Consider the following 17,887-nt stretch of genomic DNA (forward strand, 5'->3'; position numbering starts at 1 on the left):
TTTTGCAGTTATTCATTTTATTGAGTCGATAAGAGTAAGGTCGGGCACGTATCCACTGGATCTGTCCCGGGCTAACCTGAAGACCGTTTGAGGGCTTATCAATGCCAAGACGTCGCGTAGCAGCCAAGCGTGAGATTCTGGACGATCCGAAATACGGAAGCCAAATCCTCGCCAAATTCATGAACCACGTAATGGAAAGCGGCAAAAAAGCCGTTGCCGAGCGTATCGTTTATGGTGCCCTGGATACCGTGAAGGCTCGTAAGGCCGGCACCGATCCCCTGGAACTCTTCGAAAAAGCACTCGACGCCATCGCTCCGCTGGTCGAAGTGAAGTCGCGCCGCGTTGGTGGTGCTACTTACCAGGTTCCGGTCGAGGTTCGTCCTTCCCGTCGTAACGCTCTGGCAATGCGCTGGTTGGTAGACTTCGCCCGCAAGCGCGGCGAGAAGTCTATGGCTCTGCGTTTGGCTGGCGAACTGTTGGACGCCGCCGAAGGTAAAGGTGCTGCAGTTAAGAAGCGTGAAGACGTGCACCGTATGGCTGAAGCCAACAAGGCTTTCTCGCACTACCGCTTCTAATTCTAGCGTCACTCAATTTGCGAGGGCTTTATGGCTCGTACTACACCGATTAATCGCTACCGTAACATCGGTATCGTTGCTCACGTGGATGCTGGTAAAACCACCACCACCGAGCGCGTCCTTTTTTACACTGGCAAAAGCCACAAGATGGGCGAAGTGCATGACGGCGCTGCGACCACTGACTGGATGGTTCAGGAGCAGGAGCGTGGTATTACCATTACTTCTGCTGCCATTACCGCCTTCTGGCAGGGTTCGGCCAAGCAGCACAAAGACCAATACCGCTTCAACGTCATCGATACCCCGGGCCACGTAGACTTCACCATTGAAGTTGAGCGTTCCCTGCGTGTACTCGACGGCGCGGTCGTTGTGTTCTGCGGCACCTCCGGCGTTGAGCCTCAGTCCGAAACCGTATGGCGTCAAGCCAACAAGTACGGCGTTCCACGTATTGTTTACGTGAACAAGATGGACCGTGCCGGTGCTAATTTCCTGCGCGTGATCGCTCAGATCAAGCAGCGTCTGGGTCACACTCCGGTGCCTATCCAGCTGGCTATCGGTTCCGAAGACAACTTCCAGGGTCAGATCGATCTGATGACCATGGAAGCCGTTTACTGGAACGATGCCGACAAGGGTATGACTCCTCGTCGTGAAGCCATCCCTGCTGAACTGCAGGAACTGGCTGAAGAGTGGCGCAACAACATGGTTGAGGCTGCGGCCGAAGCCAGCGAAGAGCTGATGAACAAATACCTCGAAGGGGAAGAACTCTCCATCGAGGAAATCAAGGGTGCTCTGCGTCAGCGTACTATCGCTGGTGAGATCGTTCTGGCTGTTTGCGGTTCTTCCTTCAAGAACAAGGGCGTTCCCCTGGTTCTCGACGCCGTTATCGACTACCTGCCTGCACCAACTGACATTCCTGCCATCAAGGGTACTGACCCGGATGACGAGGAAAAGCAGATGGAGCGTCATGCAGACGACAACGAGCCGTTCTCGGCTCTGGCGTTCAAGATCGCTACCGACCCATTCGTGGGTACCTTGACCTTCGTCCGCGTTTACTCGGGCGTGTTGGCCTCCGGCGACGGCGTGATCAACTCGGTCAAAGGCAAGAAAGAGCGTGTGGGTCGTATGGTGCAGATGCACGCAAACGCCCGTGAAGAGATCAAGGAAGTACGCGCTGGTGACATCGCGGCCTTGATCGGCATGAAGGACGTCACCACTGGTGAAACCTTGTGCAACGCTGACAAGCCAATCATCCTGGTTCGCATGGACTTCCCGGAGCCGGTTATTTCGGTTGCCGTTGAGCCTAAGACCAAGGATGACCAGGAAAAAATGGGTATCGCTCTGGGCAAGCTTGCTCAGGAAGACCCGTCTTTCCGCGTCAAGACTGATGAAGAGACTGGTCAAACGATCATCTCTGGCATGGGCGAGCTGCACCTGGACATCCTGGTTGACCGGATGCGCCGTGAGTTCAACGTCGAAGCCAACATCGGTAAGCCTCAGGTTTCCTATCGTGAGCGCATCACGAAGAACTGCGAAATCGAAGGCAAGTTCGTTCGTCAATCCGGTGGTCGTGGCCAGTTCGGTCATTGCTGGATCCGTTTTGCGCCTGCTGACGAAGGTCAGGAAGGTCTGCAATTCTTGAACGAAGTAGTGGGTGGTGTGGTTCCTAAGGAATACATCCCGGCTATCCAGAAGGGTATCGAAGAGCAGATGAAGAACGGCGTAGTTGCCGGCTATCCGCTGATCGGCCTGAAGGCTACCGTGTTTGATGGTTCTTACCACGACGTCGACTCCAACGAGATGGCGTTTAAGGTGGCTGCTTCCATGGCGACCAAGCAACTGGCCCAGAAGGGCGGTGGTGAGTTGCTCGAGCCGATCATGGCGGTAGAGGTTGTTACGCCTGAAGACTATATGGGTGACGTGATGGGCGACCTCAATCGTCGTCGCGGCATGATTCTGGGTATGGAAGACACGGTTTCCGGTAAGGTGATCCGTGCTGAAGTTCCGTTGGGCGAGATGTTCGGTTATGCGACCGACGTTCGTTCGATGTCCCAGGGTCGCGCAAGCTACTCTATGGAATTCAAAAAATACAATACGGCTCCGTCGCACATCGTCGAAACCGTTACCAAAAAACAAGGCTGATTCAGTCCTTTAGGCAAGGAGTTAATTGTCGTGGCTAAAGAAAAATTTGATCGTTCCCTACCGCACGTCAACGTTGGCACCATCGGTCACGTTGACCACGGTAAAACCACTCTGACCGCAGCTCTGACTCGCGTTTGCTCCGAAGTTTTCGGTTCCGCAATCGTTGAATTCGACAAGATCGACAGCGCGCCAGAAGAAAAAGCTCGTGGTATCACCATCAACACCGCGCACGTCGAGTACAACTCGAACATTCGTCACTACGCTCACGTTGACTGCCCAGGTCACGCTGACTACGTGAAGAACATGATCACCGGTGCTGCCCAGATGGACGGCGCGATCCTGGTTTGCTCGGCCGCTGATGGTCCGATGCCACAAACCCGTGAGCACATCCTGCTGTCCCGTCAGGTAGGCGTTCCGTACATCGTGGTTTTCCTGAACAAGGCTGACCTGGTAGACGACGCTGAGCTGCTGGAACTGGTAGAGATGGAAGTGCGCGATCTGCTGAGCACTTACGACTTCCCAGGCGACGACACTCCAATCATCATTGGTTCGGCCCGTATGGCGCTGGAAGGCAAAGATGACAACGAGATGGGCACCACTGCCGTCAAGAAACTGGTAGAAACTCTGGACACCTACATCCCAGAGCCAGAGCGTGCTATCGACAAGCCGTTCCTGATGCCAATCGAAGACGTATTCTCGATCTCCGGTCGCGGTACTGTTGTGACTGGTCGTATCGAGCGCGGTATCGTTCGCGTACAGGATCCACTGGAAATCGTTGGTCTGCGTGACACTACCGTCACCACCTGCACCGGTGTTGAAATGTTCCGTAAGCTGCTCGACGAAGGTCGTGCTGGCGAGAACTGCGGCGTTCTGCTGCGTGGCACCAAGCGTGACGACGTTGAGCGTGGTCAGGTTCTGGTCAAGCCAGGTTCGGTTAAGCCGCACACCAAGTTCACCGCAGAAGTTTACGTTCTGAGCAAGGAAGAAGGCGGTCGTCACACTCCGTTCTTCAAAGGCTACCGTCCACAGTTCTACTTCCGTACTACTGACGTGACTGGTAACTGCGAGCTGCCAGAAGGCGTTGAAATGGTAATGCCAGGTGACAACATTCAGATGACTGTTACCCTGATCAAAACCATCGCGATGGAAGACGGTCTGCGTTTCGCTATCCGTGAAGGCGGTCGTACCGTCGGCGCTGGCGTCGTAGCCAAAATCATCGAGTAAGCATCTCTTTTGAGATAGCTTCGATGCTTTGAAAAGCCCCCGCTCAGCGGGGGCTTTTTTATTGGGTTGACACCTATCGGGGGCGTCTATAGAATTGCGCCTCCTTTTAACGGGCGTATTGCGCCCGGTGGGAATAGCAGCCGGAGTCTGAAATCCAATGCAAAATCAGCAAATCCGTATCAGGTTGAAGGCTTTCGACCATCGCCTGATCGACCAATCAACCCAGGAAATCGTGGAAACCGCGAAACGTACTGGTGCTCAAGTGCGTGGTCCAATTCCACTGCCTACCCGTAAAGAGCGGTTCACCGTTCTGGTCTCCCCGCACGTCAACAAAGACGCGCGTGACCAGTACGAGATCCGTACTCATAAGCGCGTTCTGGACATCGTCCAGCCAACGGATAAAACCGTTGATGCTCTTATGAAGCTTGATCTTGCGGCCGGTGTGGAAGTGCAGATCAGCCTCGGCTAAGACTCGGTCTTAGTCGTGTAACGCTCTGAAATGGGCGGCCATAGCGGGTGAAAGCCCCGTACACTCATGAGGTTTACAACATGACTATTGGTGTAGTCGGTCGTAAATGCGGTATGACCCGTATTTTCACCGAAGAAGGTGTCTCCATTCCGGTCACGGTCATTGAGATCGAGCCGAATCGCGTCACCCAGTTCAAAACTGAAGAGACCGATGGCTATCGTGCAGTGCAAGTCACTGTCGGCGAGCGTCGTGCTTCGCGTGTAACAGCAGCTCAGGCTGGCCACTTCGCTAAAGCGAACGTTGCCGCTGGTCGTACCGTAATGGAATTCCGCCTTGAAGAAGGCGAGTACCAGGCCGGCGATCTGATCAACGCTGAAATCTTCGCCGCTGGTCAACTGGTTGATGTAACCGGTCAGTCCAAGGGTAAAGGCTTCCAGGGTACGATCAAGCGTTGGAATTTCCGCGGGCAAGATAACACCCACGGTAACTCCGTATCCCACCGCGTTCCAGGCTCTATCGGCCAGTGCCAGACTCCTGGTCGTGTATTCAAGGGCAAAAAAATGTCCGGTCATATGGGCGCTGAGCGCGTGACCGTGCAGTCCCTCGAAGTAGTGCGCGTGGACGCTGAACGCAATCTGTTGTTGGTCAAGGGCGCTGTTCCTGGCGCTACTGGCGGCAACTTGGTTGTACGTCCAGCAGCCAAGGCTCGCGGTTAAGGGGAAGCTGACATGCAATTAAATGTAAATGACGCTCAAGCGATCGAAGTTTCCGAACTGACATTTGGCGGCGAATTCAACGAGACGCTGGTTCACCAAGCAGTCGTGGCCTACATGGCCGGCGGCCGTCAGGGTTCCAAGCAGCAAAAGACCCGTTCCGACGTTCGTGGTGGCGGCAAGCGCCCATGGCGTCAGAAAGGTACTGGCCGTGCTCGTGCCGGTACTATCCGTAGCCCAATCTGGCGTGGCGGCGGTACCACTTTCGCAGCTCGTCCTCAGGATCACTCCCAGAAGCTGAACAAGAAGATGTATCGCGCAGCAATGCGTTCCATCCTTGCTGAGCTGGTGCGTACTGATCGTCTGGTCGTGGTTCAGGATTTCGCCGTTGAAACGCCGAAAACCAAAGACCTGCTGGGCAAGCTGAACAACATGAGCCTGACCGACGTTCTGATCGTGTCGGACGCTGTTGATCAGAACCTGTACCTGGCTGCTCGTAACCTGCCACACGTTGATGTACGTGACGTGCAAGGTTCCGATCCAGTTAGTCTGATCGCATACGACAAGGTGTTGATCACCGTGTCGGCCGTGAAGAAATTCGAGGAGCTGCTGGGATGAACCAGGAACGCGTATTTAAAGTTCTGCTTGGCCCGCACGTTTCCGAGAAGGCTACGGTTCTGGCAGACAAGAAAGGCCAGTTCGTTTTCAAGGTTGCTACTGACGCAACCAAGCTGGAAATCAAGAAGGCCGTCGAAAGCCTGTTCAGCGTGAAAGTAGAGCGTGTTACTACCCTGAATGTTCTGGGTAAGAGCAAGCGCACTGCTCGCGGTCTGGGCAAGCGTAATGACTGGAAGAAGGCAGTTATCTCCCTTCAGCCAGGCCAAGATCTCGATTTCAGCAGCAGTGCTGAGTAAGGAAGGGGTGCATCATGGCAATCGTTAAATGCAAACCGACTTCCCCTGGCCGCCGTTTTGTGGTCAAGGTGGTCAACCAGGAGCTGCATAAAGGCGCTCCTCACGCACCGCTGCTCGAGAAGAAATCGAAGACTGGTGGTCGTAACAACAATGGCCGTATTACCACTCGTCACATCGGTGGTGGTCATAAGCAGCATTACCGTATGGTCGATTTCCGTCGCAACGACAAAGATGGCATCGTCGCCACTGTCGAGCGTATCGAATACGATCCAAACCGTACTGCTCACATCGCACTGCTCTGCTACGCAGACGGCGAGCGCCGCTACATCATCGCCCCTAAAGGCGTGAGTGCTGGCGACCAGCTGATCGCAGGCGCTCTGGCTCCAATCAAGCCAGGCAACGCTCTGCAACTGCGCAACATTCCAGTCGGTTCTACCGTACACGGCATCGAACTGAAGCCAGGTAAAGGCGCACAGATCGCTCGTTCCGCTGGTGCTTCGGCTCAGCTGATCGCTCGTGAAGGCGTGTACGTTACCCTGCGTCTGCGTTCCGGTGAAATGCGTAAAGTCCTGGCTGAATGCCGTGCGACCCTGGGCGAAGTCTCGAACTCCGAGCACAGCCTGCGTTCGCTGGGTAAAGCTGGTGCCAAACGCTGGCGTGGCGTTCGCCCAACCGTTCGTGGTGTTGCCATGAACCCGGTTGACCACCCACATGGTGGTGGTGAAGGTCGTACCTCTGGTGGTCGTCATCCGGTATCGCCATGGGGCTTCCCGACTAAGGGCGCGAAGACTCGTGGTAATAAGCGTACCGACAAAATGATCGTCCGTCGTCGCAAGTAAATAGAGGGATACGACAGTGCCACGTTCTCTGAAAAAAGGTCCTTTTATCGATCTTCACCTACTGAAGAAGATCGAAGTGGCGGCGGAAAAGAACGATCGCAAACCGGTGAAAACCTGGTCGCGTCGTTCGATGATCCTGCCACAAATGGTCGGTCTGACCATCGCAGTACACAACGGTCGTCAGCACGTCCCAGTTCTCGTGAACGAAGACATGGTCGGCCACAAACTGGGCGAGTTCGCCGGTACCCGCACTTATCGCGGGCACGTGGCAGACAAGAAAGCCAAGCGTTAAGGGGTTAGGAAATGGAAGTAGCCGCTAAGTTGTCGGGCGCTCGAATCTCCGCCCAGAAAGCCCGCTTGGTCGCCGACCAGATCCGCGGGAAGAAGGTGGGCGAAGCGCTCAACCTGTTGGCTTTCAGCAGTAAGAAAGCCGCCGAGATCATGAAGAAAGTGCTGGAGTCGGCCGTAGCCAACGCCGAGCATAACGAAGGCGCAGACGTTGATGACCTGAAGGTCAGCACCGTTTTCGTCAACGAAGGGCGTTCGCTGAAGCGCATCATGCCACGTGCCAAAGGCCGTGCTGATCGCATCGTCAAGCGGTCTTGCCATATCACTGTCAAGGTTGCTGACAAGTAACGGAGTCGAAGAGATGGGTCAGAAAGTACATCCCATTGGCATTCGCCTGGGAATCGTCAAGGAGCACACCTCCGTCTGGTACGCAGACGGTCGGACTTATGCGGACTATTTGCTCGCAGATCTGAATGTGCGTGAGTACCTCCAAGACAAACTAAAAAGCGCGTCCGTAAGCCGTATCGATATCCATCGTCCGGCCCAAACTGCACGCATCACCATCCACACCGCTCGTCCAGGTATCGTTATCGGGAAGAAGGGTGAAGATGTTGAGAAACTGCGTCAGGACCTGACCAAGCAAATGGGTGTGCCTGTGCACATCAATATCGAAGAGATCCGCAAGCCGGAGCTCGACGGTATGCTGGTTGCGCAGAGCGTAGCTCAGCAGCTGGAGCGTCGCGTAATGTTCCGTCGTGCTATGAAGCGCGCCGTACAGAACGCCATGCGCATTGGTGCCAAAGGCATCAAAATCCAAGTGAGCGGTCGTCTCGGCGGTGCTGAAATTGCACGTACTGAATGGTATCGCGAAGGTCGTGTGCCATTGCACACCCTGCGTGCCGACATCGACTATGCCAACTACGAAGCTCACACCACTTACGGTGTGATCGGTGTAAAGGTTTGGATCTTCAAAGGCGAAGTAATTGGTGGTCGCCAAGAAGAACTGAAACCACAAGCACCAGCGCCTCGTAAAAAAGCTGCTAAGTAAGGGGTACGCCAAATGTTGCAACCAAAGCGTACGAAGTTCCGCAAGCAAATGACTGGTCACAACCGTGGCCTGGCATTGCGCGGTAGCAAAGTCAGCTTCGGCGAGTTCGCGCTGAAGTCTGTTGCTCGTGGTCGTCTCACCGCTCGTCAGATCGAGTCAGCGCGTCGTGCTCTGACCCGTCACGTAAAACGTGGCGGCAAGATCTGGATCCGTGTATTCCCGGACAAGCCGATCTCCAAGAAGCCTCTCGAGGTTCGGATGGGTAAAGGTAAGGGTAACGTGGAATACTGGGTTGCCCAGATTCAGCCAGGCAAAGTCCTGTATGAAATCGAGGGTGTTTCTGAAGAGCTGGCGCGTGAGGCTTTCGCCCTGGCTGCTGCAAAGCTGCCGCTCGCCACCTCCTTTGTTAAACGGACGGTGATGTGATGAAAGCGAATGAACTTCGTGAAAAATCCGCACAGCAGCTGAACGAGCAACTGCTCGGCCTGCTGCGCGACCAGTTCAATCTGCGTATGCAGAAAGCAACTGGCCAGTTGGGGCAGTCTCATCTGCTCTCGCAAGTTAAGCGTGACATTGCTCGCGTGAAGACTGTGCTCAACCAGCAGGCAGGTAAGTAATCATGGCTGAAGCCGAAAAAACTGTCCGTACGCTGACTGGCCGTGTTGTCAGCGACAAGATGGACAAAACCATCACCGTTCTGATCGAGCGTCGCGTTAAGCACCCGATCTACGGTAAATACGTTAAGCGTTCGACTAAGCTGCACGCGCACGACGAAACCAATCAGTGCCACATCGGCGACAAAGTCACTATTCGTGAAACTCGTCCTTTGGCCAAGACCAAGTCTTGGGCGCTGGTTGATGTTCTCGAACGCGCTGTGGAAGTCTAAGGACTAGGGGTCGGAGAAATTATATGATTCAGACTCAATCCATGCTCGATGTGGCCGATAACAGCGGCGCTCGCCGCGTTATGTGCATCAAGGTGCTGGGTGGCTCCCATCGTCGTTACGCTGGTATCGGTGACATCATCAAGGTTACCGTGAAGGAAGCAATTCCTCGCGGTAAAGTGAAAAAAGGCCAAGTGATGACTGCTGTTGTAGTCCGCACTCGTCACGGCGTACGTCGTGCTGATGGCTCCATTATCCGCTTTGATGGCAACGCTGCTGTTCTGTTGAACAACAAGCAAGAGCCGATCGGCACCCGTATCTTTGGGCCAGTGACCCGTGAACTTCGTACTGAGAAGTTCATGAAGATCGTCTCGCTCGCCCCAGAAGTGCTGTAAGGAGATCCGACATGCAAAAGATTCGTCGTGACGACGAGATCATCGTGATCGCCGGCAAAGACAAAGGTAAGCGCGGTAAGGTGCTGAAGGTTCTTGCTGACAACCGTCTGGTTGTTGGTGGTCTGAACCTGGTCAAGCGTCATACCAAGCCTAACCCGATGTCGGGCGTACAGGGCGGTATCGTCGAGAAAGAAGCGCCACTGCACGCTTCCAACGTCGCCATCTTCAACGGCGAAACCAACAAGGCTGACCGCGTTGGTTTCAAAGTAGAAGACGGTAAGAAAATTCGTGTCTTCAAGTCGACCCAAAAAGCGGTTGATGCTTGAACACTGCTAGGTAGAAGACCATGGCACGACTAAAAGAGATTTACCGGAAGGAAATCGCTCCGAAACTTAAGGAAGAACTTAAGCTTTCGAACGTGATGGAAGTTCCGCGCGTTACCAAAATCACCCTGAACATGGGTCTGGGCGAAGCGATCGGCGACAAAAAAGTCATCGAGCACGCTGTTGCTGACCTGGAAAAGATCACCGGCCAGAAAGTCGTTGTGACCTACGCTCGCAAATCCATCGCAGGCTTTAAAGTCCGTGAAGGTTGGCCGATCGGCGTCAAAGTGACCCTGCGCCGTGAGCGTATGTACGAGTTCCTGGATCGTCTGCTGTCGATCTCCCTGCCTCGGGTTCGCGACTTCCGCGGCCTGAATGCCAAGTCCTTCGATGGTCGTGGTAACTACAGCATGGGCGTGAAAGAGCAGATCATCTTCCCGGAAATCGACTACGACAAGATCGATGCTCTCCGCGGTCTGGACATCACCCTGACCACCACTGCCAAGAACGATGATGAAGGCCGCGCTCTGCTGCGTGCGTTCAAATTCCCGTTCCGCAACTGATTGGAGTAGGACCATGGCCAAGATGAGCATGAAAAACCGCGAGCTGAAGCGTCAGCTCACGGTTGCCAAGTACGCCAAGAAGCGTGCAGCACTGAAAGCTATCATCGTTGATCTGAACGCAAGTCCAGAAGCGCGTTGGGAAGCTACAGTAGCCCTGCAGAAGCAGCCACGTGACGCAAGCGCTTCGCGCATGCGTAACCGCTGCCGCCTGACCGGTCGTCCACACGGCGTTTACCGCAAGTTCGGCCTCGGCCGTAACAAGCTGCGTGAAGCTGCCATGCGTGGTGACGTACCGGGTCTGGTTAAAGCCAGCTGGTAAGTACTGTCAAAGTCTCGGTGTCCAGGATCGCAAGATCCTGACCACCGGTGGCCTTGAATCTGGATCAAGCCCCTTTTGGGGCTTGATTCATTTCTGGGGTGTGTCTAGAATACCCGGCTCGCCTGAGCCCGTGTTTTTCATGCCCGGAGATTCTCGGCGACACGTAATAGCCGCAAGGCTAATTTTTTTGTATTAGGAGCGTCTAGCCCATGAGTATGCAGGACCCGTTAGCGGACATGCTAACTCGTATCCGTAATGCCCAGATGGCTGAAAAGTCCGTCGTAAGCATGCCATCTTCCACGTTGAAGGTAGCTGTTGCCAAAGTCCTGAAGGACGAAGGTTACATTGCGGGTTATCAGATCAGCAGCGAAATCAAACCACTGCTGTCCATCGAGCTGAAGTACTTCGAAGGCCGTCCGGTTATCGAAGAAGTGAAGCGCGTTAGCCGTCCAGGCCTGCGTCAGTACAAGTCCGTCGATGATCTGCCAAAAGTTCGTGGCGGTCTCGGTGTGTCTATCGTCTCCACCAACAAGGGTGTGATGACTGATCGTGCTGCGCGCGCTGCCGGTGTCGGCGGCGAAGTTCTTTGCACTGTGTTCTAAGGGGGGATAAGCATGTCTCGCGTCGCTAAGAACCCCGTTAAGCTGCCAGCCGGTGTCGAAGTAAAATTCGCAGGCCAACAGCTTTCGGTGAAGGGTGCCAAGGGCACTCTCGAACTGAACATCCATTCGTCCGTTGAGATCGTTGAAGAAGCTGGTGAGCTGCGTTTCGCTGCTCGCAATGGCGATCAACAGACTCGCGCAATGGCTGGTACCACTCGTGCGTTGGTAAACAACATGGTCCAAGGCGTAAGCCAAGGCTTCGAGCGCAAGCTCCAGCTGGTCGGTGTTGGTTACAAAGCGCAAGCAAAAGGCACAGTGCTGAACCTGGCTCTTGGCTTCTCGCACCCAGTGGATTACGAACTGCCGGAAGGCATCACCGCTGAGACTCCTAGCCAGACCGATATCCTGATCAAGGGCATCGACAAGCAGCTGGTAGGTCAAGTGGCCGCCGAGATCCGCGACTTCCGTCCACCAGAGCCGTACAAAGGCAAAGGTGTGCGCTACGCGGACGAAGTCGTCCGTCGTAAAGAAGCCAAGAAGAAGTAGGGCATAGCAAATGACCGACAAAAAAGTTACTCGACTGCGTCGCGCTCGCAAAGCACGCCTGAAAATGCACGAACTCGAAGTCGTGCGTCTCTGCGTGTTCCGCTCTTCGCAGCACATCTACGCCCAGGTCATTTCGGCCGACGGCAACAAAGTCCTGGCAAGCGCCTCGACTTTGGATAAAGAACTGCGTGATGGTGCCACCGGCAACATCGACGCGGCCACTAAGGTTGGCCAGCTGGTCGCTACGCGTGCTAAGGCCGCTGGCGTCTCGCAGGTGGCTTTCGACCGCTCTGGCTTCAAGTACCACGGCCGCGTTAAAGCGCTGGCTGATGCTGCTCGTGAAGCTGGGCTGGAGTTCTAAGTTATGTCAAATAACGACCAAAAGCGCGACGAAGGCTACATCGAGAAGCTGGTTCAAGTTAACCGCGTAGCCAAAACCGTTAAAGGCGGCCGTATCTTCACTTTCACCGCGTTGACCGTGGTTGGTGATGGTAAGGGCCGTGTTGGCTTCGGCCGTGGCAAGTCGCGTGAAGTGCCTGCTGCGATCCAGAAGGCAATGGAAGCTGCTCGCCGCAACATGATCCAGGTTGATCTGAACGGCACCACCCTGCAGTACGCCATGAAGTCCGCTCACGGCGCTTCGAAGGTGTACATGCAGCCTGCTTCTGAAGGTACCGGTATCATCGCTGGCGGCGCTATGCGTGCTGTCCTCGAAGTTGCTGGCGTTCAGAACGTTCTGGCCAAGTGCTACGGCTCGACTAACCCGGTAAACGTGGTTCACGCCACTTTCAAGGGTTTGAAAGCAATGCAGTCTCCTGAATCCATTGCCGCCAAGCGTGGCAAAAGCGTCAAGGAGATCTTCTGATCATGGCTACCGTTAAAGTTACGCTGATCAAAAGCATGACCGGCCGCATCCCTAACCACAAACTGTGCGTTAAGGGTCTGGGTCTGCGTCGCATCGGTCACACTGTAGAAGTCCAGGATACTCCCGAGAATCGCGGGATGATCAACAAGGCTTACTACATGCTGCGTGTCGAGGGTTAATCGATGAAACTCAATGATCTGAGTCCAGCGCCGGGTTCCCGTCGCGAAAAGCATCGTCCGGGCCGTGGTATCGGTAGCGGTTTGGGTAAGACTGGTGGCCGTGGTCACAAAGGTCAGACCTCTCGCTCCGGTGGCACCATTGCTCCAGGCTTTGAAGGCGGTCAACAGCCGCTGCATCGTCGCCTGCCGAAGTTCGGTTTCGTTTCCCTGAAAGCCATGGACCGCGCAGAAGTGCGTCTGTCCGAGCTGGCCAAAGTGGAAGGCGACATCGTCACCGTGCAGTCCCTGAAAGATGCCAACGTGATCAACGTCAACGTACAGCGTGTGAAAATCATGCTGTCCGGTGAAGTGACTCGCGCTGTCACTATCGGCAAGGGAATCGGCGCCACCAAAGGTGCGCGTGCGGCTATCGAAGCAGCTGGCGGCAAGTTCGAGGAATAAATGGCTAAGCAAGGTGCTCTCTCTGCGCTCGGCAAAGGCGGTATGTCTGAACTCTGGGCTCGTCTGCGTTTTCTGTTCCTGGCGATTATCGTCTACCGAATAGGCGCACACATCCCGGTTCCAGGTATCAACCCGGACCGACTCGCGGACCTGTTTCGACAGAATGAGGGGACCATTCTTAGCTTGTTCAACATGTTTTCCGGCGGCGCGCTGGAACGGATGAGCATCTTTGCACTGGGGATCATGCCGTACATCTCGGCATCGATCATCATGCAACTGATGACCGCCGTCAGCCCGCAGCTGGAGCAGTTGAAGAAGGAAGGTGAAGCTGGCCGTCGCAAGATCAGCCAGTACACCCGCTACGGCACTGTCGTCCTCGCTCTCGTCCAGGCCATTGGCATGTCCATTGGTCTGGCGGGGCAGGGCGTTGCGTTCACTGGTGACTTTGGCTTCCATTTCGTCGCGGTATCCACGTTTGTGGCTGGTGCGATGTTCATGATGTGGCTGGGTGAGCAGATTACTGAGCGTGGTGTTGGCAACGGTATCTCGATGTTGATTTTTTCGGGTATCGTCGCCGGTCTTCCGAGAGCGATCGGGCAGTCTTTCGAGTCTGCACGTCAGGGTGATATCAACATCTTCGCCCTGGTTGCCATCGGTTTGCTGGCAGTAGCGATTATCGGTTTCGTGGTGTTCATTGAGCGTGGTCAGCGTCGTATTGCTGTTCACTACGCCAAGCGTCAGCAGGGCCGCAAGGTCTTCGCTGCGCAGACCAGCCACTTGCCGCTTAAGGTGAACATGGCCGGTGTTATTCCGGCTATTTTCGCGAGCAGCATTTTGCTGTTCCCGGCTTCGTTGGGTGCCTGGTTCGGTCAGTCTGAAGGTATGGGCTGGTTGCAGGACATCTCGCAGTCGATCGCTCCTGGTCAGCCGTTGAATATTCTGCTGTTTAGTGCAGGGATTATTTTCTTCTGCTTCTTCTATACGGCGTTGATGTTCAATCCGAAAGACGTAGCGGAAAACCTGAAGAAGTCCGGTGCCTTTATTCCGGGCATCCGTCCAGGTGAGCAGTCTGCGCGCTACATTGATGGCGTTCTGACTCGCTTGACCATGTTCGGTGCTCTTTACATGACGGCCGTCTGCCTGTTGCCCCAGTTCCTGGTGGTTGCAGCCAACGTACCGTTCTACCTTGGCGGGACCTCGTTGCTGATCGTCGTCGTGGTTGTGATGGACTTCATGTCCCAAGTACAATCGCACCTCGTTTCGCACCAGTACGAATCCCTGATGAAGAAAGCCAACCTGAAGGGTTACGGCAGCGGCATGCTGCGCTGACCCATAAGGTTCGAGGAGTTGGTGATGAAAGTTCGTGCATCGGTGAAAAAGCTGTGCCGTAACTGCAAGATTATTCGCCGCGAAGGTGTTGTTCGAGTAATTTGCAGCGCGGAACCGCGTCACAAACAGCGCCAAGGCTGAGTGTGATTGTGCTTCAAGCCCGGCAGCTAGTGCGCTGCCGGGTTGATTATTTGTTATTACAGCGATATTATCTCGCGCCCTATTTCTTGGCTTCCGGGGCGTAGGTAGCTGTCAATTGGAGTCCCACTGAATGGCCCGTATTGCAGGCGTTAACATTCCAGATAACAAGCATACTGTTATCTCGCTGACCTACATCTATGGTGTTGGTCGCACTACTGCACAGAAAATTTGTGCAGAGACTGGGGTAAACCCAGCAGCAAAGATCAAAGATCTGAGCGACGAGCAGATTGAACAGCTGCGTGGCGAAGTGGCGAAGTTCACCACTGAAGGTGACCTGCGTCGCGAAATCAACATGAAAATCAAGCGCTTGATGGACCTCGGTTGCTATCGCGGTCTGCGTCATCGTCGCGGTCTTCCAGTGCGCGGTCAGCGTACCAAGACCAACGCGCGTACCCGTAAAGGTCCGCGTAAGCCGATCCGCAAGTAATCGCCCCAGCGAATCGACAGGAATTTAATCATGGCAAAACCTGCTGCTCGTCCTCGTAAAAAAGTTAAAAAGACAGTGGTTGATGGCATCGCCCACATCCATGCATCTTTTAACAACACCATCGTGACCATCACCGACCGTCAAGGTAACGCTCTTTCCTGGGCTACCTCCGGTGGTTCGGGTTTCCGCGGTTCCCGCAAGTCCACCCCGTTTGCTGCTCAGGTAGCTGCTGAACGTGCTGGTCAAGCTGCGCTGGAATACGGCCTGAAAAACCTCGACGTCAACGTCAAAGGTCCAGGTCCAGGTCGTGAATCCGCAGTCCGCGCTTTGAACGGCTGTGGCTACAAGATCGCCAGCATCACCGACGTGACGCCAATCCCGCACAACGGGTGCCGTCCGCCGAAGAAGCGCCGCGTGTAATCCAGGAGATTGTAAAGAATGGCTCGTTACATTGGTCCAAAATGCAAACTCGCTCGTCGCGAAGGCACCGATCTCTTCCTGAAGAGCGGCGTGCGCGCGATCGAATCGAAGTGCAACATTGAAGCAGCACCTGGTATCCACGGCCAACGCCGCGGTCGCCAGTCCGACTACGGCACCCAACTGCGTGAAAAGCAGAAGGTCCGTCGTATCTACGGCGTTCTCGAGCGTCAATTCAGCGGCTACTACAAAGAAGCTGCTGGCAAGAAAGGTGCAACCGGTGAGAACCTGCTGCAACTGCTCGAATGCCGTCTGGACAACGTTGTATACCGTATGGGCTTTGGTTCGACTCGTGCCGAATCCCGTCAGCTGGTATCGCACAAGTCGATCAGCGTAAACGGTCAGACCGTTAACGTTCCGTCCTACCAGGTTCGTGCTGGTGACGTGGTTGCTGTTCGCGAGAAAGCAAAAAATCAACTTCGCATTGTCCAAGCTCTCGATCTGTGTGCCCAACGTGGCCGCGTAGAATGGGTAGAAGTAGACACTGAGAAGAAGTCGGGCGTTTTCAAGAACGTTCCAGCTCGCAGTGATCTGTCCGCCGACATCAACGAAAGCCTGATTGTCGAGCTCTACTCCAAGTAAGGGCTAGAAAATAGGTGCATCCATGCAGATTTCGGTAAATGAGTTCCTGACACCCCGCCACATTGATGTGCAGGTTGTCAGTCCAACCCGCGCCAAGATCACTCTCGAGCCTCTCGAGCGTGGTTTCGGCCATACCCTGGGCAACGCGCTGCGCCGCATCCTGTTGTCCTCAATGCCCGGCTGTGCAGTAGTCGAGGCCGAGATTGACGGTGTGCTCCACGAGTACAGCGCCATCGAAGGTGTACAGGAAGACGTCATTGAAATCCTGTTGAACCTTAAAGGTCTGGCTATCAAGCTGCACGGTCGTGACGAAGTTACGCTGACCTTGTCGAAGAAGGGTTCGGGGGTGGTTACCGCTGCCGATATTCAGCTGGATCATGATGTCGAGATCGTTAATCCCGATCACGTAATCGCTAACCTGGCGTCTAACGGCGCCCTGAACATGAAGCTCGTAGTAGCTCGTGGTCGTGGTTATGAACCGGCAGACTCGCGTCAGAGCGATGAAGACGAAAGCCGCAGCATCGGTCGCTTGCAGCTTGACTCTTCGTTCAGCCCGGTTCGCCGTATCGCATACGTGGTGGAAAACGCCCGTGTCGAGCAGCGTACTAACCTGGACAAGCTGGTTATTGATCTGGAAACCAACGGTACTCTGGATCCTGAAGAGGCTATTCGCCGCGCTGCAACCATCCTGCAACAGCAGTTGGCTGCGTTCGTCGACCTCAAGGGTGACAGTGAGCCAGTGGTTGTCGAGCAGGAAGACGAGATCGATCCGATCCTGCTTCGCCCGGTTGACGATCTGGAACTGACTGTACGTTCGGCTAACTGCCTTAAGGCGGAAAACATTTACTACATCGGTGACCTGATTCAGCGTACCGAAGTGGAATTGTTGAAGACTCCGAACCTGGGCAAGAAATCCTTGACTGAAATCAAGGACGTTCTGGCCTCCCGCGGTCTGTCCCTCGGCATGCGCCTCGACAACTGGCCGCCTGCAAGTCTTAAGAAGGACGACAAGGCGACTGCCTGATCGTCGTAATCACCGAACGTAGTGTTTGGTAAGGAATGAACCATGCGTCATCGTAAAAGTGGTCGTCACCTGAGCCGCACCAGCTCGCACCGCAAGGCCATGTTCCAAAACATGGCGGTGTCGCTGTTCGAGCACGAGCTGATCAAAACGACTCTGCCAAAAGCCAAAGAACTGCGCCGCGTTGCCGAGCCGCTGATCACTCTGGCCAAGACAGACAGCGTTGCTAACCGTCGTTTGGCTTTCGACCGTACTCGTTCGAAAGCTATCGTTGGTAAGCTCTTCAACGATCTGGGCAAGCGTTACGCTACCCGTGAGGGTGGCTACTTGCGCATCCTCAAGTGCGGTTTCCGCGCTGGCGACAACGCGCCTATGGCGTACGTCGAGTTGGTTGATCGTGCTACTGCTGGCGAAGCTGTATCCGCCGAGTAAGACGTCAGTCTGAAACAAGGAACCGGGCCTAGTGCCCGGTTTTTTGTGCCTGTAAGAAATGTACCTTCGTATAATCCTTGAATCCTTCCCCTTGTC

The 17,887-nt window shown here is 54.8% G+C and carries 31 protein-coding genes; all 31 read left to right on the forward strand.

Annotated elements, in window-relative coordinates:
* Nucleotides 1-101 precede the first annotated feature (101 nt).
* Nucleotides 102-575 carry a 30S ribosomal protein S7 gene (gene rpsG, locus AB7M25_RS03475; RefSeq protein ID WP_007970418.1) on the forward strand — a complete coding sequence of 158 codons (474 nt, stop codon included), beginning with the start codon at nucleotides 102-104 and terminating at the stop codon, nucleotides 573-575.
* Nucleotides 576-605: 30 nt separating this feature from the next.
* Nucleotides 606-2,711 (forward strand): elongation factor G, encoded by a 2,106-nt coding sequence (gene fusA / locus AB7M25_RS03480; protein ID WP_007970420.1) that lies wholly within the window; start codon nucleotides 606-608, stop codon nucleotides 2,709-2,711.
* 30 nt (nucleotides 2,712-2,741) lie between these two features.
* On the forward strand, nucleotides 2,742-3,935 hold the full coding sequence (tuf, locus tag AB7M25_RS03485; RefSeq protein WP_007970421.1) for an elongation factor Tu: 1,194 nt from the start codon (nucleotides 2,742-2,744) through the stop codon (nucleotides 3,933-3,935).
* A 157-nt stretch (nucleotides 3,936-4,092) separates the two neighbouring features.
* On the forward strand, nucleotides 4,093-4,404 hold the full coding sequence (rpsJ, locus tag AB7M25_RS03490; protein ID WP_003186070.1) for a 30S ribosomal protein S10: 312 nt from the start codon (nucleotides 4,093-4,095) through the stop codon (nucleotides 4,402-4,404).
* Nucleotides 4,405-4,484: 80 nt separating this feature from the next.
* On the forward strand, nucleotides 4,485-5,120 hold the full coding sequence (rplC, locus tag AB7M25_RS03495) for a 50S ribosomal protein L3 (RefSeq protein WP_003186059.1): 636 nt from the start codon (nucleotides 4,485-4,487) through the stop codon (nucleotides 5,118-5,120).
* Nucleotides 5,121-5,132: 12 nt separating this feature from the next.
* On the forward strand, nucleotides 5,133-5,735 hold the full coding sequence (gene rplD / locus AB7M25_RS03500) for a 50S ribosomal protein L4 (protein WP_003228735.1): 603 nt from the start codon (nucleotides 5,133-5,135) through the stop codon (nucleotides 5,733-5,735).
* On the forward strand, nucleotides 5,732-6,031 hold the full coding sequence (rplW, locus tag AB7M25_RS03505) for a 50S ribosomal protein L23 (protein WP_002555488.1): 300 nt from the start codon (nucleotides 5,732-5,734) through the stop codon (nucleotides 6,029-6,031). The genes rplD and rplW overlap by 4 nt, the downstream gene beginning before the upstream one ends.
* Nucleotides 6,032-6,045: 14 nt before the next feature.
* Nucleotides 6,046-6,870, forward strand: coding sequence for a 50S ribosomal protein L2 (gene rplB / locus AB7M25_RS03510; protein ID WP_003228734.1), 825 nt, complete (start codon nucleotides 6,046-6,048; stop codon nucleotides 6,868-6,870).
* 16 nt (nucleotides 6,871-6,886) lie between these two features.
* Nucleotides 6,887-7,162 (forward strand): 30S ribosomal protein S19, encoded by a 276-nt coding sequence (gene rpsS, locus AB7M25_RS03515; RefSeq protein ID WP_002555486.1) that lies wholly within the window; start codon nucleotides 6,887-6,889, stop codon nucleotides 7,160-7,162.
* A gap of 11 nt (nucleotides 7,163-7,173) precedes the next feature.
* Entirely contained in the window at nucleotides 7,174-7,506 is a 333-nt protein-coding gene (gene rplV / locus AB7M25_RS03520) for a 50S ribosomal protein L22 (protein ID WP_003103908.1), read from the forward strand.
* A 13-nt stretch (nucleotides 7,507-7,519) separates the two neighbouring features.
* On the forward strand, nucleotides 7,520-8,206 hold the full coding sequence (rpsC, locus tag AB7M25_RS03525) for a 30S ribosomal protein S3 (RefSeq protein ID WP_007970424.1): 687 nt from the start codon (nucleotides 7,520-7,522) through the stop codon (nucleotides 8,204-8,206).
* Nucleotides 8,207-8,218: 12 nt separating this feature from the next.
* Nucleotides 8,219-8,632, forward strand: coding sequence for a 50S ribosomal protein L16 (rplP, locus tag AB7M25_RS03530; RefSeq protein ID WP_003228729.1), 414 nt, complete (start codon nucleotides 8,219-8,221; stop codon nucleotides 8,630-8,632).
* Complete coding sequence (rpmC, locus tag AB7M25_RS03535; protein WP_002555481.1) at nucleotides 8,632-8,823, forward strand: 50S ribosomal protein L29; 192 nt, start codon at nucleotides 8,632-8,634, stop codon at nucleotides 8,821-8,823. The genes rplP and rpmC overlap by 1 nt, the downstream gene beginning before the upstream one ends.
* Before the next feature lie 2 nt (nucleotides 8,824-8,825).
* Nucleotides 8,826-9,092 (forward strand): 30S ribosomal protein S17, encoded by a 267-nt coding sequence (gene rpsQ / locus AB7M25_RS03540; protein ID WP_003176419.1) that lies wholly within the window; start codon nucleotides 8,826-8,828, stop codon nucleotides 9,090-9,092.
* 23 nt (nucleotides 9,093-9,115) lie between these two features.
* On the forward strand, nucleotides 9,116-9,484 hold the full coding sequence (rplN, locus tag AB7M25_RS03545) for a 50S ribosomal protein L14 (protein WP_002555479.1): 369 nt from the start codon (nucleotides 9,116-9,118) through the stop codon (nucleotides 9,482-9,484).
* An 11-nt stretch (nucleotides 9,485-9,495) separates the two neighbouring features.
* The gene (gene rplX / locus AB7M25_RS03550; protein WP_003186046.1) at nucleotides 9,496-9,810 is read left to right on the forward strand and encodes a 50S ribosomal protein L24; all 315 of its coding nucleotides are present in this window, start codon (nucleotides 9,496-9,498) and stop codon (nucleotides 9,808-9,810) included.
* A gap of 20 nt (nucleotides 9,811-9,830) precedes the next feature.
* Complete coding sequence (gene rplE, locus AB7M25_RS03555; protein ID WP_003210069.1) at nucleotides 9,831-10,370, forward strand: 50S ribosomal protein L5; 540 nt, start codon at nucleotides 9,831-9,833, stop codon at nucleotides 10,368-10,370.
* Between the two features lie 13 nt (nucleotides 10,371-10,383).
* A complete protein-coding gene (gene rpsN / locus AB7M25_RS03560; RefSeq protein WP_003176414.1) occupies nucleotides 10,384-10,689 on the forward strand; it encodes a 30S ribosomal protein S14 in 306 nt (101 codons plus the stop codon).
* A gap of 209 nt (nucleotides 10,690-10,898) precedes the next feature.
* On the forward strand, nucleotides 10,899-11,291 hold the full coding sequence (rpsH, locus tag AB7M25_RS03565; protein ID WP_003186040.1) for a 30S ribosomal protein S8: 393 nt from the start codon (nucleotides 10,899-10,901) through the stop codon (nucleotides 11,289-11,291).
* 12 nt (nucleotides 11,292-11,303) lie between these two features.
* On the forward strand, nucleotides 11,304-11,837 hold the full coding sequence (gene rplF / locus AB7M25_RS03570; protein ID WP_003176412.1) for a 50S ribosomal protein L6: 534 nt from the start codon (nucleotides 11,304-11,306) through the stop codon (nucleotides 11,835-11,837).
* Between the two features lie 10 nt (nucleotides 11,838-11,847).
* Nucleotides 11,848-12,198: a 50S ribosomal protein L18 gene (rplR, locus tag AB7M25_RS03575; protein WP_003186037.1), complete on the forward strand. Its 351-nt coding sequence runs from the start codon at nucleotides 11,848-11,850 to the stop codon at nucleotides 12,196-12,198.
* A gap of 3 nt (nucleotides 12,199-12,201) precedes the next feature.
* Nucleotides 12,202-12,702, forward strand: a complete 501-nt coding sequence (rpsE, locus tag AB7M25_RS03580; protein WP_003186035.1) for a 30S ribosomal protein S5 — start codon at nucleotides 12,202-12,204, stop codon at nucleotides 12,700-12,702.
* Between the two features lie 2 nt (nucleotides 12,703-12,704).
* Nucleotides 12,705-12,881: a 50S ribosomal protein L30 gene (gene rpmD / locus AB7M25_RS03585; protein ID WP_003176408.1), complete on the forward strand. Its 177-nt coding sequence runs from the start codon at nucleotides 12,705-12,707 to the stop codon at nucleotides 12,879-12,881.
* Nucleotides 12,882-12,884: 3 nt separating this feature from the next.
* Nucleotides 12,885-13,322 carry a 50S ribosomal protein L15 gene (gene rplO / locus AB7M25_RS03590; RefSeq protein WP_003228720.1) on the forward strand — a complete coding sequence of 146 codons (438 nt, stop codon included), beginning with the start codon at nucleotides 12,885-12,887 and terminating at the stop codon, nucleotides 13,320-13,322.
* Nucleotides 13,323-14,651 carry a preprotein translocase subunit SecY gene (gene secY / locus AB7M25_RS03595; RefSeq protein ID WP_003228718.1) on the forward strand — a complete coding sequence of 443 codons (1,329 nt, stop codon included), beginning with the start codon at nucleotides 13,323-13,325 and terminating at the stop codon, nucleotides 14,649-14,651.
* Between the two features lie 24 nt (nucleotides 14,652-14,675).
* Nucleotides 14,676-14,792 (forward strand): 50S ribosomal protein L36, encoded by a 117-nt coding sequence (rpmJ, locus tag AB7M25_RS03600; RefSeq protein ID WP_002555468.1) that lies wholly within the window; start codon nucleotides 14,676-14,678, stop codon nucleotides 14,790-14,792.
* Nucleotides 14,793-14,922: 130 nt separating this feature from the next.
* Entirely contained in the window at nucleotides 14,923-15,279 is a 357-nt protein-coding gene (gene rpsM, locus AB7M25_RS03605; RefSeq protein WP_009045849.1) for a 30S ribosomal protein S13, read from the forward strand.
* Nucleotides 15,280-15,309: 30 nt separating this feature from the next.
* Nucleotides 15,310-15,699, forward strand: coding sequence for a 30S ribosomal protein S11 (gene rpsK, locus AB7M25_RS03610; RefSeq protein WP_002555466.1), 390 nt, complete (start codon nucleotides 15,310-15,312; stop codon nucleotides 15,697-15,699).
* Between the two features lie 18 nt (nucleotides 15,700-15,717).
* On the forward strand, nucleotides 15,718-16,338 hold the full coding sequence (rpsD, locus tag AB7M25_RS03615) for a 30S ribosomal protein S4 (RefSeq protein WP_003176404.1): 621 nt from the start codon (nucleotides 15,718-15,720) through the stop codon (nucleotides 16,336-16,338).
* A 22-nt stretch (nucleotides 16,339-16,360) separates the two neighbouring features.
* Nucleotides 16,361-17,362: a DNA-directed RNA polymerase subunit alpha gene (locus AB7M25_RS03620; protein WP_007970428.1), complete on the forward strand. Its 1,002-nt coding sequence runs from the start codon at nucleotides 16,361-16,363 to the stop codon at nucleotides 17,360-17,362.
* Between the two features lie 42 nt (nucleotides 17,363-17,404).
* Complete coding sequence (gene rplQ, locus AB7M25_RS03625; RefSeq protein WP_007970429.1) at nucleotides 17,405-17,791, forward strand: 50S ribosomal protein L17; 387 nt, start codon at nucleotides 17,405-17,407, stop codon at nucleotides 17,789-17,791.
* Nucleotides 17,792-17,887 lie beyond the last annotated feature (96 nt).

The organism is Pseudomonas sp. AP3_22 TE3818, assembly GCF_053628995.1.

What these genes read in the sequence shown, in the direction of transcription:
- rplN (WP_002555479.1), top strand. Translation starts at nt 9,116, where the DNA reads ATGATTCAGACTCAATCCATGCTCGATGTGGCCGATAACAGCGGCGCT.
- rpsG (WP_007970418.1), top strand. Translation starts at nt 102, where the DNA reads ATGCCAAGACGTCGCGTAGCAGCCAAGCGTGAGATTCTGGACGATCCG.
- rplD (WP_003228735.1), top strand. Translation starts at nt 5,133, where the DNA reads ATGCAATTAAATGTAAATGACGCTCAAGCGATCGAAGTTTCCGAACTG.
- rpsD (WP_003176404.1), top strand. Translation starts at nt 15,718, where the DNA reads ATGGCTCGTTACATTGGTCCAAAATGCAAACTCGCTCGTCGCGAAGGC.
- rplQ (WP_007970429.1), top strand. Translation starts at nt 17,405, where the DNA reads ATGCGTCATCGTAAAAGTGGTCGTCACCTGAGCCGCACCAGCTCGCAC.
- rpmJ (WP_002555468.1), top strand. Translation starts at nt 14,676, where the DNA reads ATGAAAGTTCGTGCATCGGTGAAAAAGCTGTGCCGTAACTGCAAGATT.
- rplX (WP_003186046.1), top strand. Translation starts at nt 9,496, where the DNA reads ATGCAAAAGATTCGTCGTGACGACGAGATCATCGTGATCGCCGGCAAA.
- rplR (WP_003186037.1), top strand. Translation starts at nt 11,848, where the DNA reads ATGACCGACAAAAAAGTTACTCGACTGCGTCGCGCTCGCAAAGCACGC.
- rpmD (WP_003176408.1), top strand. Translation starts at nt 12,705, where the DNA reads ATGGCTACCGTTAAAGTTACGCTGATCAAAAGCATGACCGGCCGCATC.
- rpsC (WP_007970424.1), top strand. Translation starts at nt 7,520, where the DNA reads ATGGGTCAGAAAGTACATCCCATTGGCATTCGCCTGGGAATCGTCAAG.
- secY (WP_003228718.1), top strand. Translation starts at nt 13,323, where the DNA reads ATGGCTAAGCAAGGTGCTCTCTCTGCGCTCGGCAAAGGCGGTATGTCT.
- fusA (WP_007970420.1), top strand. Translation starts at nt 606, where the DNA reads ATGGCTCGTACTACACCGATTAATCGCTACCGTAACATCGGTATCGTT.
- rpsQ (WP_003176419.1), top strand. Translation starts at nt 8,826, where the DNA reads ATGGCTGAAGCCGAAAAAACTGTCCGTACGCTGACTGGCCGTGTTGTC.
- rplO (WP_003228720.1), top strand. Translation starts at nt 12,885, where the DNA reads ATGAAACTCAATGATCTGAGTCCAGCGCCGGGTTCCCGTCGCGAAAAG.
- rplF (WP_003176412.1), top strand. Translation starts at nt 11,304, where the DNA reads ATGTCTCGCGTCGCTAAGAACCCCGTTAAGCTGCCAGCCGGTGTCGAA.
- rpmC (WP_002555481.1), top strand. Translation starts at nt 8,632, where the DNA reads ATGAAAGCGAATGAACTTCGTGAAAAATCCGCACAGCAGCTGAACGAG.
- rplP (WP_003228729.1), top strand. Translation starts at nt 8,219, where the DNA reads ATGTTGCAACCAAAGCGTACGAAGTTCCGCAAGCAAATGACTGGTCAC.
- rpsN (WP_003176414.1), top strand. Translation starts at nt 10,384, where the DNA reads ATGGCCAAGATGAGCATGAAAAACCGCGAGCTGAAGCGTCAGCTCACG.
- rplV (WP_003103908.1), top strand. Translation starts at nt 7,174, where the DNA reads ATGGAAGTAGCCGCTAAGTTGTCGGGCGCTCGAATCTCCGCCCAGAAA.
- rplB (WP_003228734.1), top strand. Translation starts at nt 6,046, where the DNA reads ATGGCAATCGTTAAATGCAAACCGACTTCCCCTGGCCGCCGTTTTGTG.
- AB7M25_RS03620 (WP_007970428.1), top strand. Translation starts at nt 16,361, where the DNA reads ATGCAGATTTCGGTAAATGAGTTCCTGACACCCCGCCACATTGATGTG.
- rplW (WP_002555488.1), top strand. Translation starts at nt 5,732, where the DNA reads ATGAACCAGGAACGCGTATTTAAAGTTCTGCTTGGCCCGCACGTTTCC.
- rpsK (WP_002555466.1), top strand. Translation starts at nt 15,310, where the DNA reads ATGGCAAAACCTGCTGCTCGTCCTCGTAAAAAAGTTAAAAAGACAGTG.
- rplE (WP_003210069.1), top strand. Translation starts at nt 9,831, where the DNA reads ATGGCACGACTAAAAGAGATTTACCGGAAGGAAATCGCTCCGAAACTT.
- rplC (WP_003186059.1), top strand. Translation starts at nt 4,485, where the DNA reads ATGACTATTGGTGTAGTCGGTCGTAAATGCGGTATGACCCGTATTTTC.
- rpsJ (WP_003186070.1), top strand. Translation starts at nt 4,093, where the DNA reads ATGCAAAATCAGCAAATCCGTATCAGGTTGAAGGCTTTCGACCATCGC.
- rpsH (WP_003186040.1), top strand. Translation starts at nt 10,899, where the DNA reads ATGAGTATGCAGGACCCGTTAGCGGACATGCTAACTCGTATCCGTAAT.
- rpsE (WP_003186035.1), top strand. Translation starts at nt 12,202, where the DNA reads ATGTCAAATAACGACCAAAAGCGCGACGAAGGCTACATCGAGAAGCTG.
- rpsM (WP_009045849.1), top strand. Translation starts at nt 14,923, where the DNA reads ATGGCCCGTATTGCAGGCGTTAACATTCCAGATAACAAGCATACTGTT.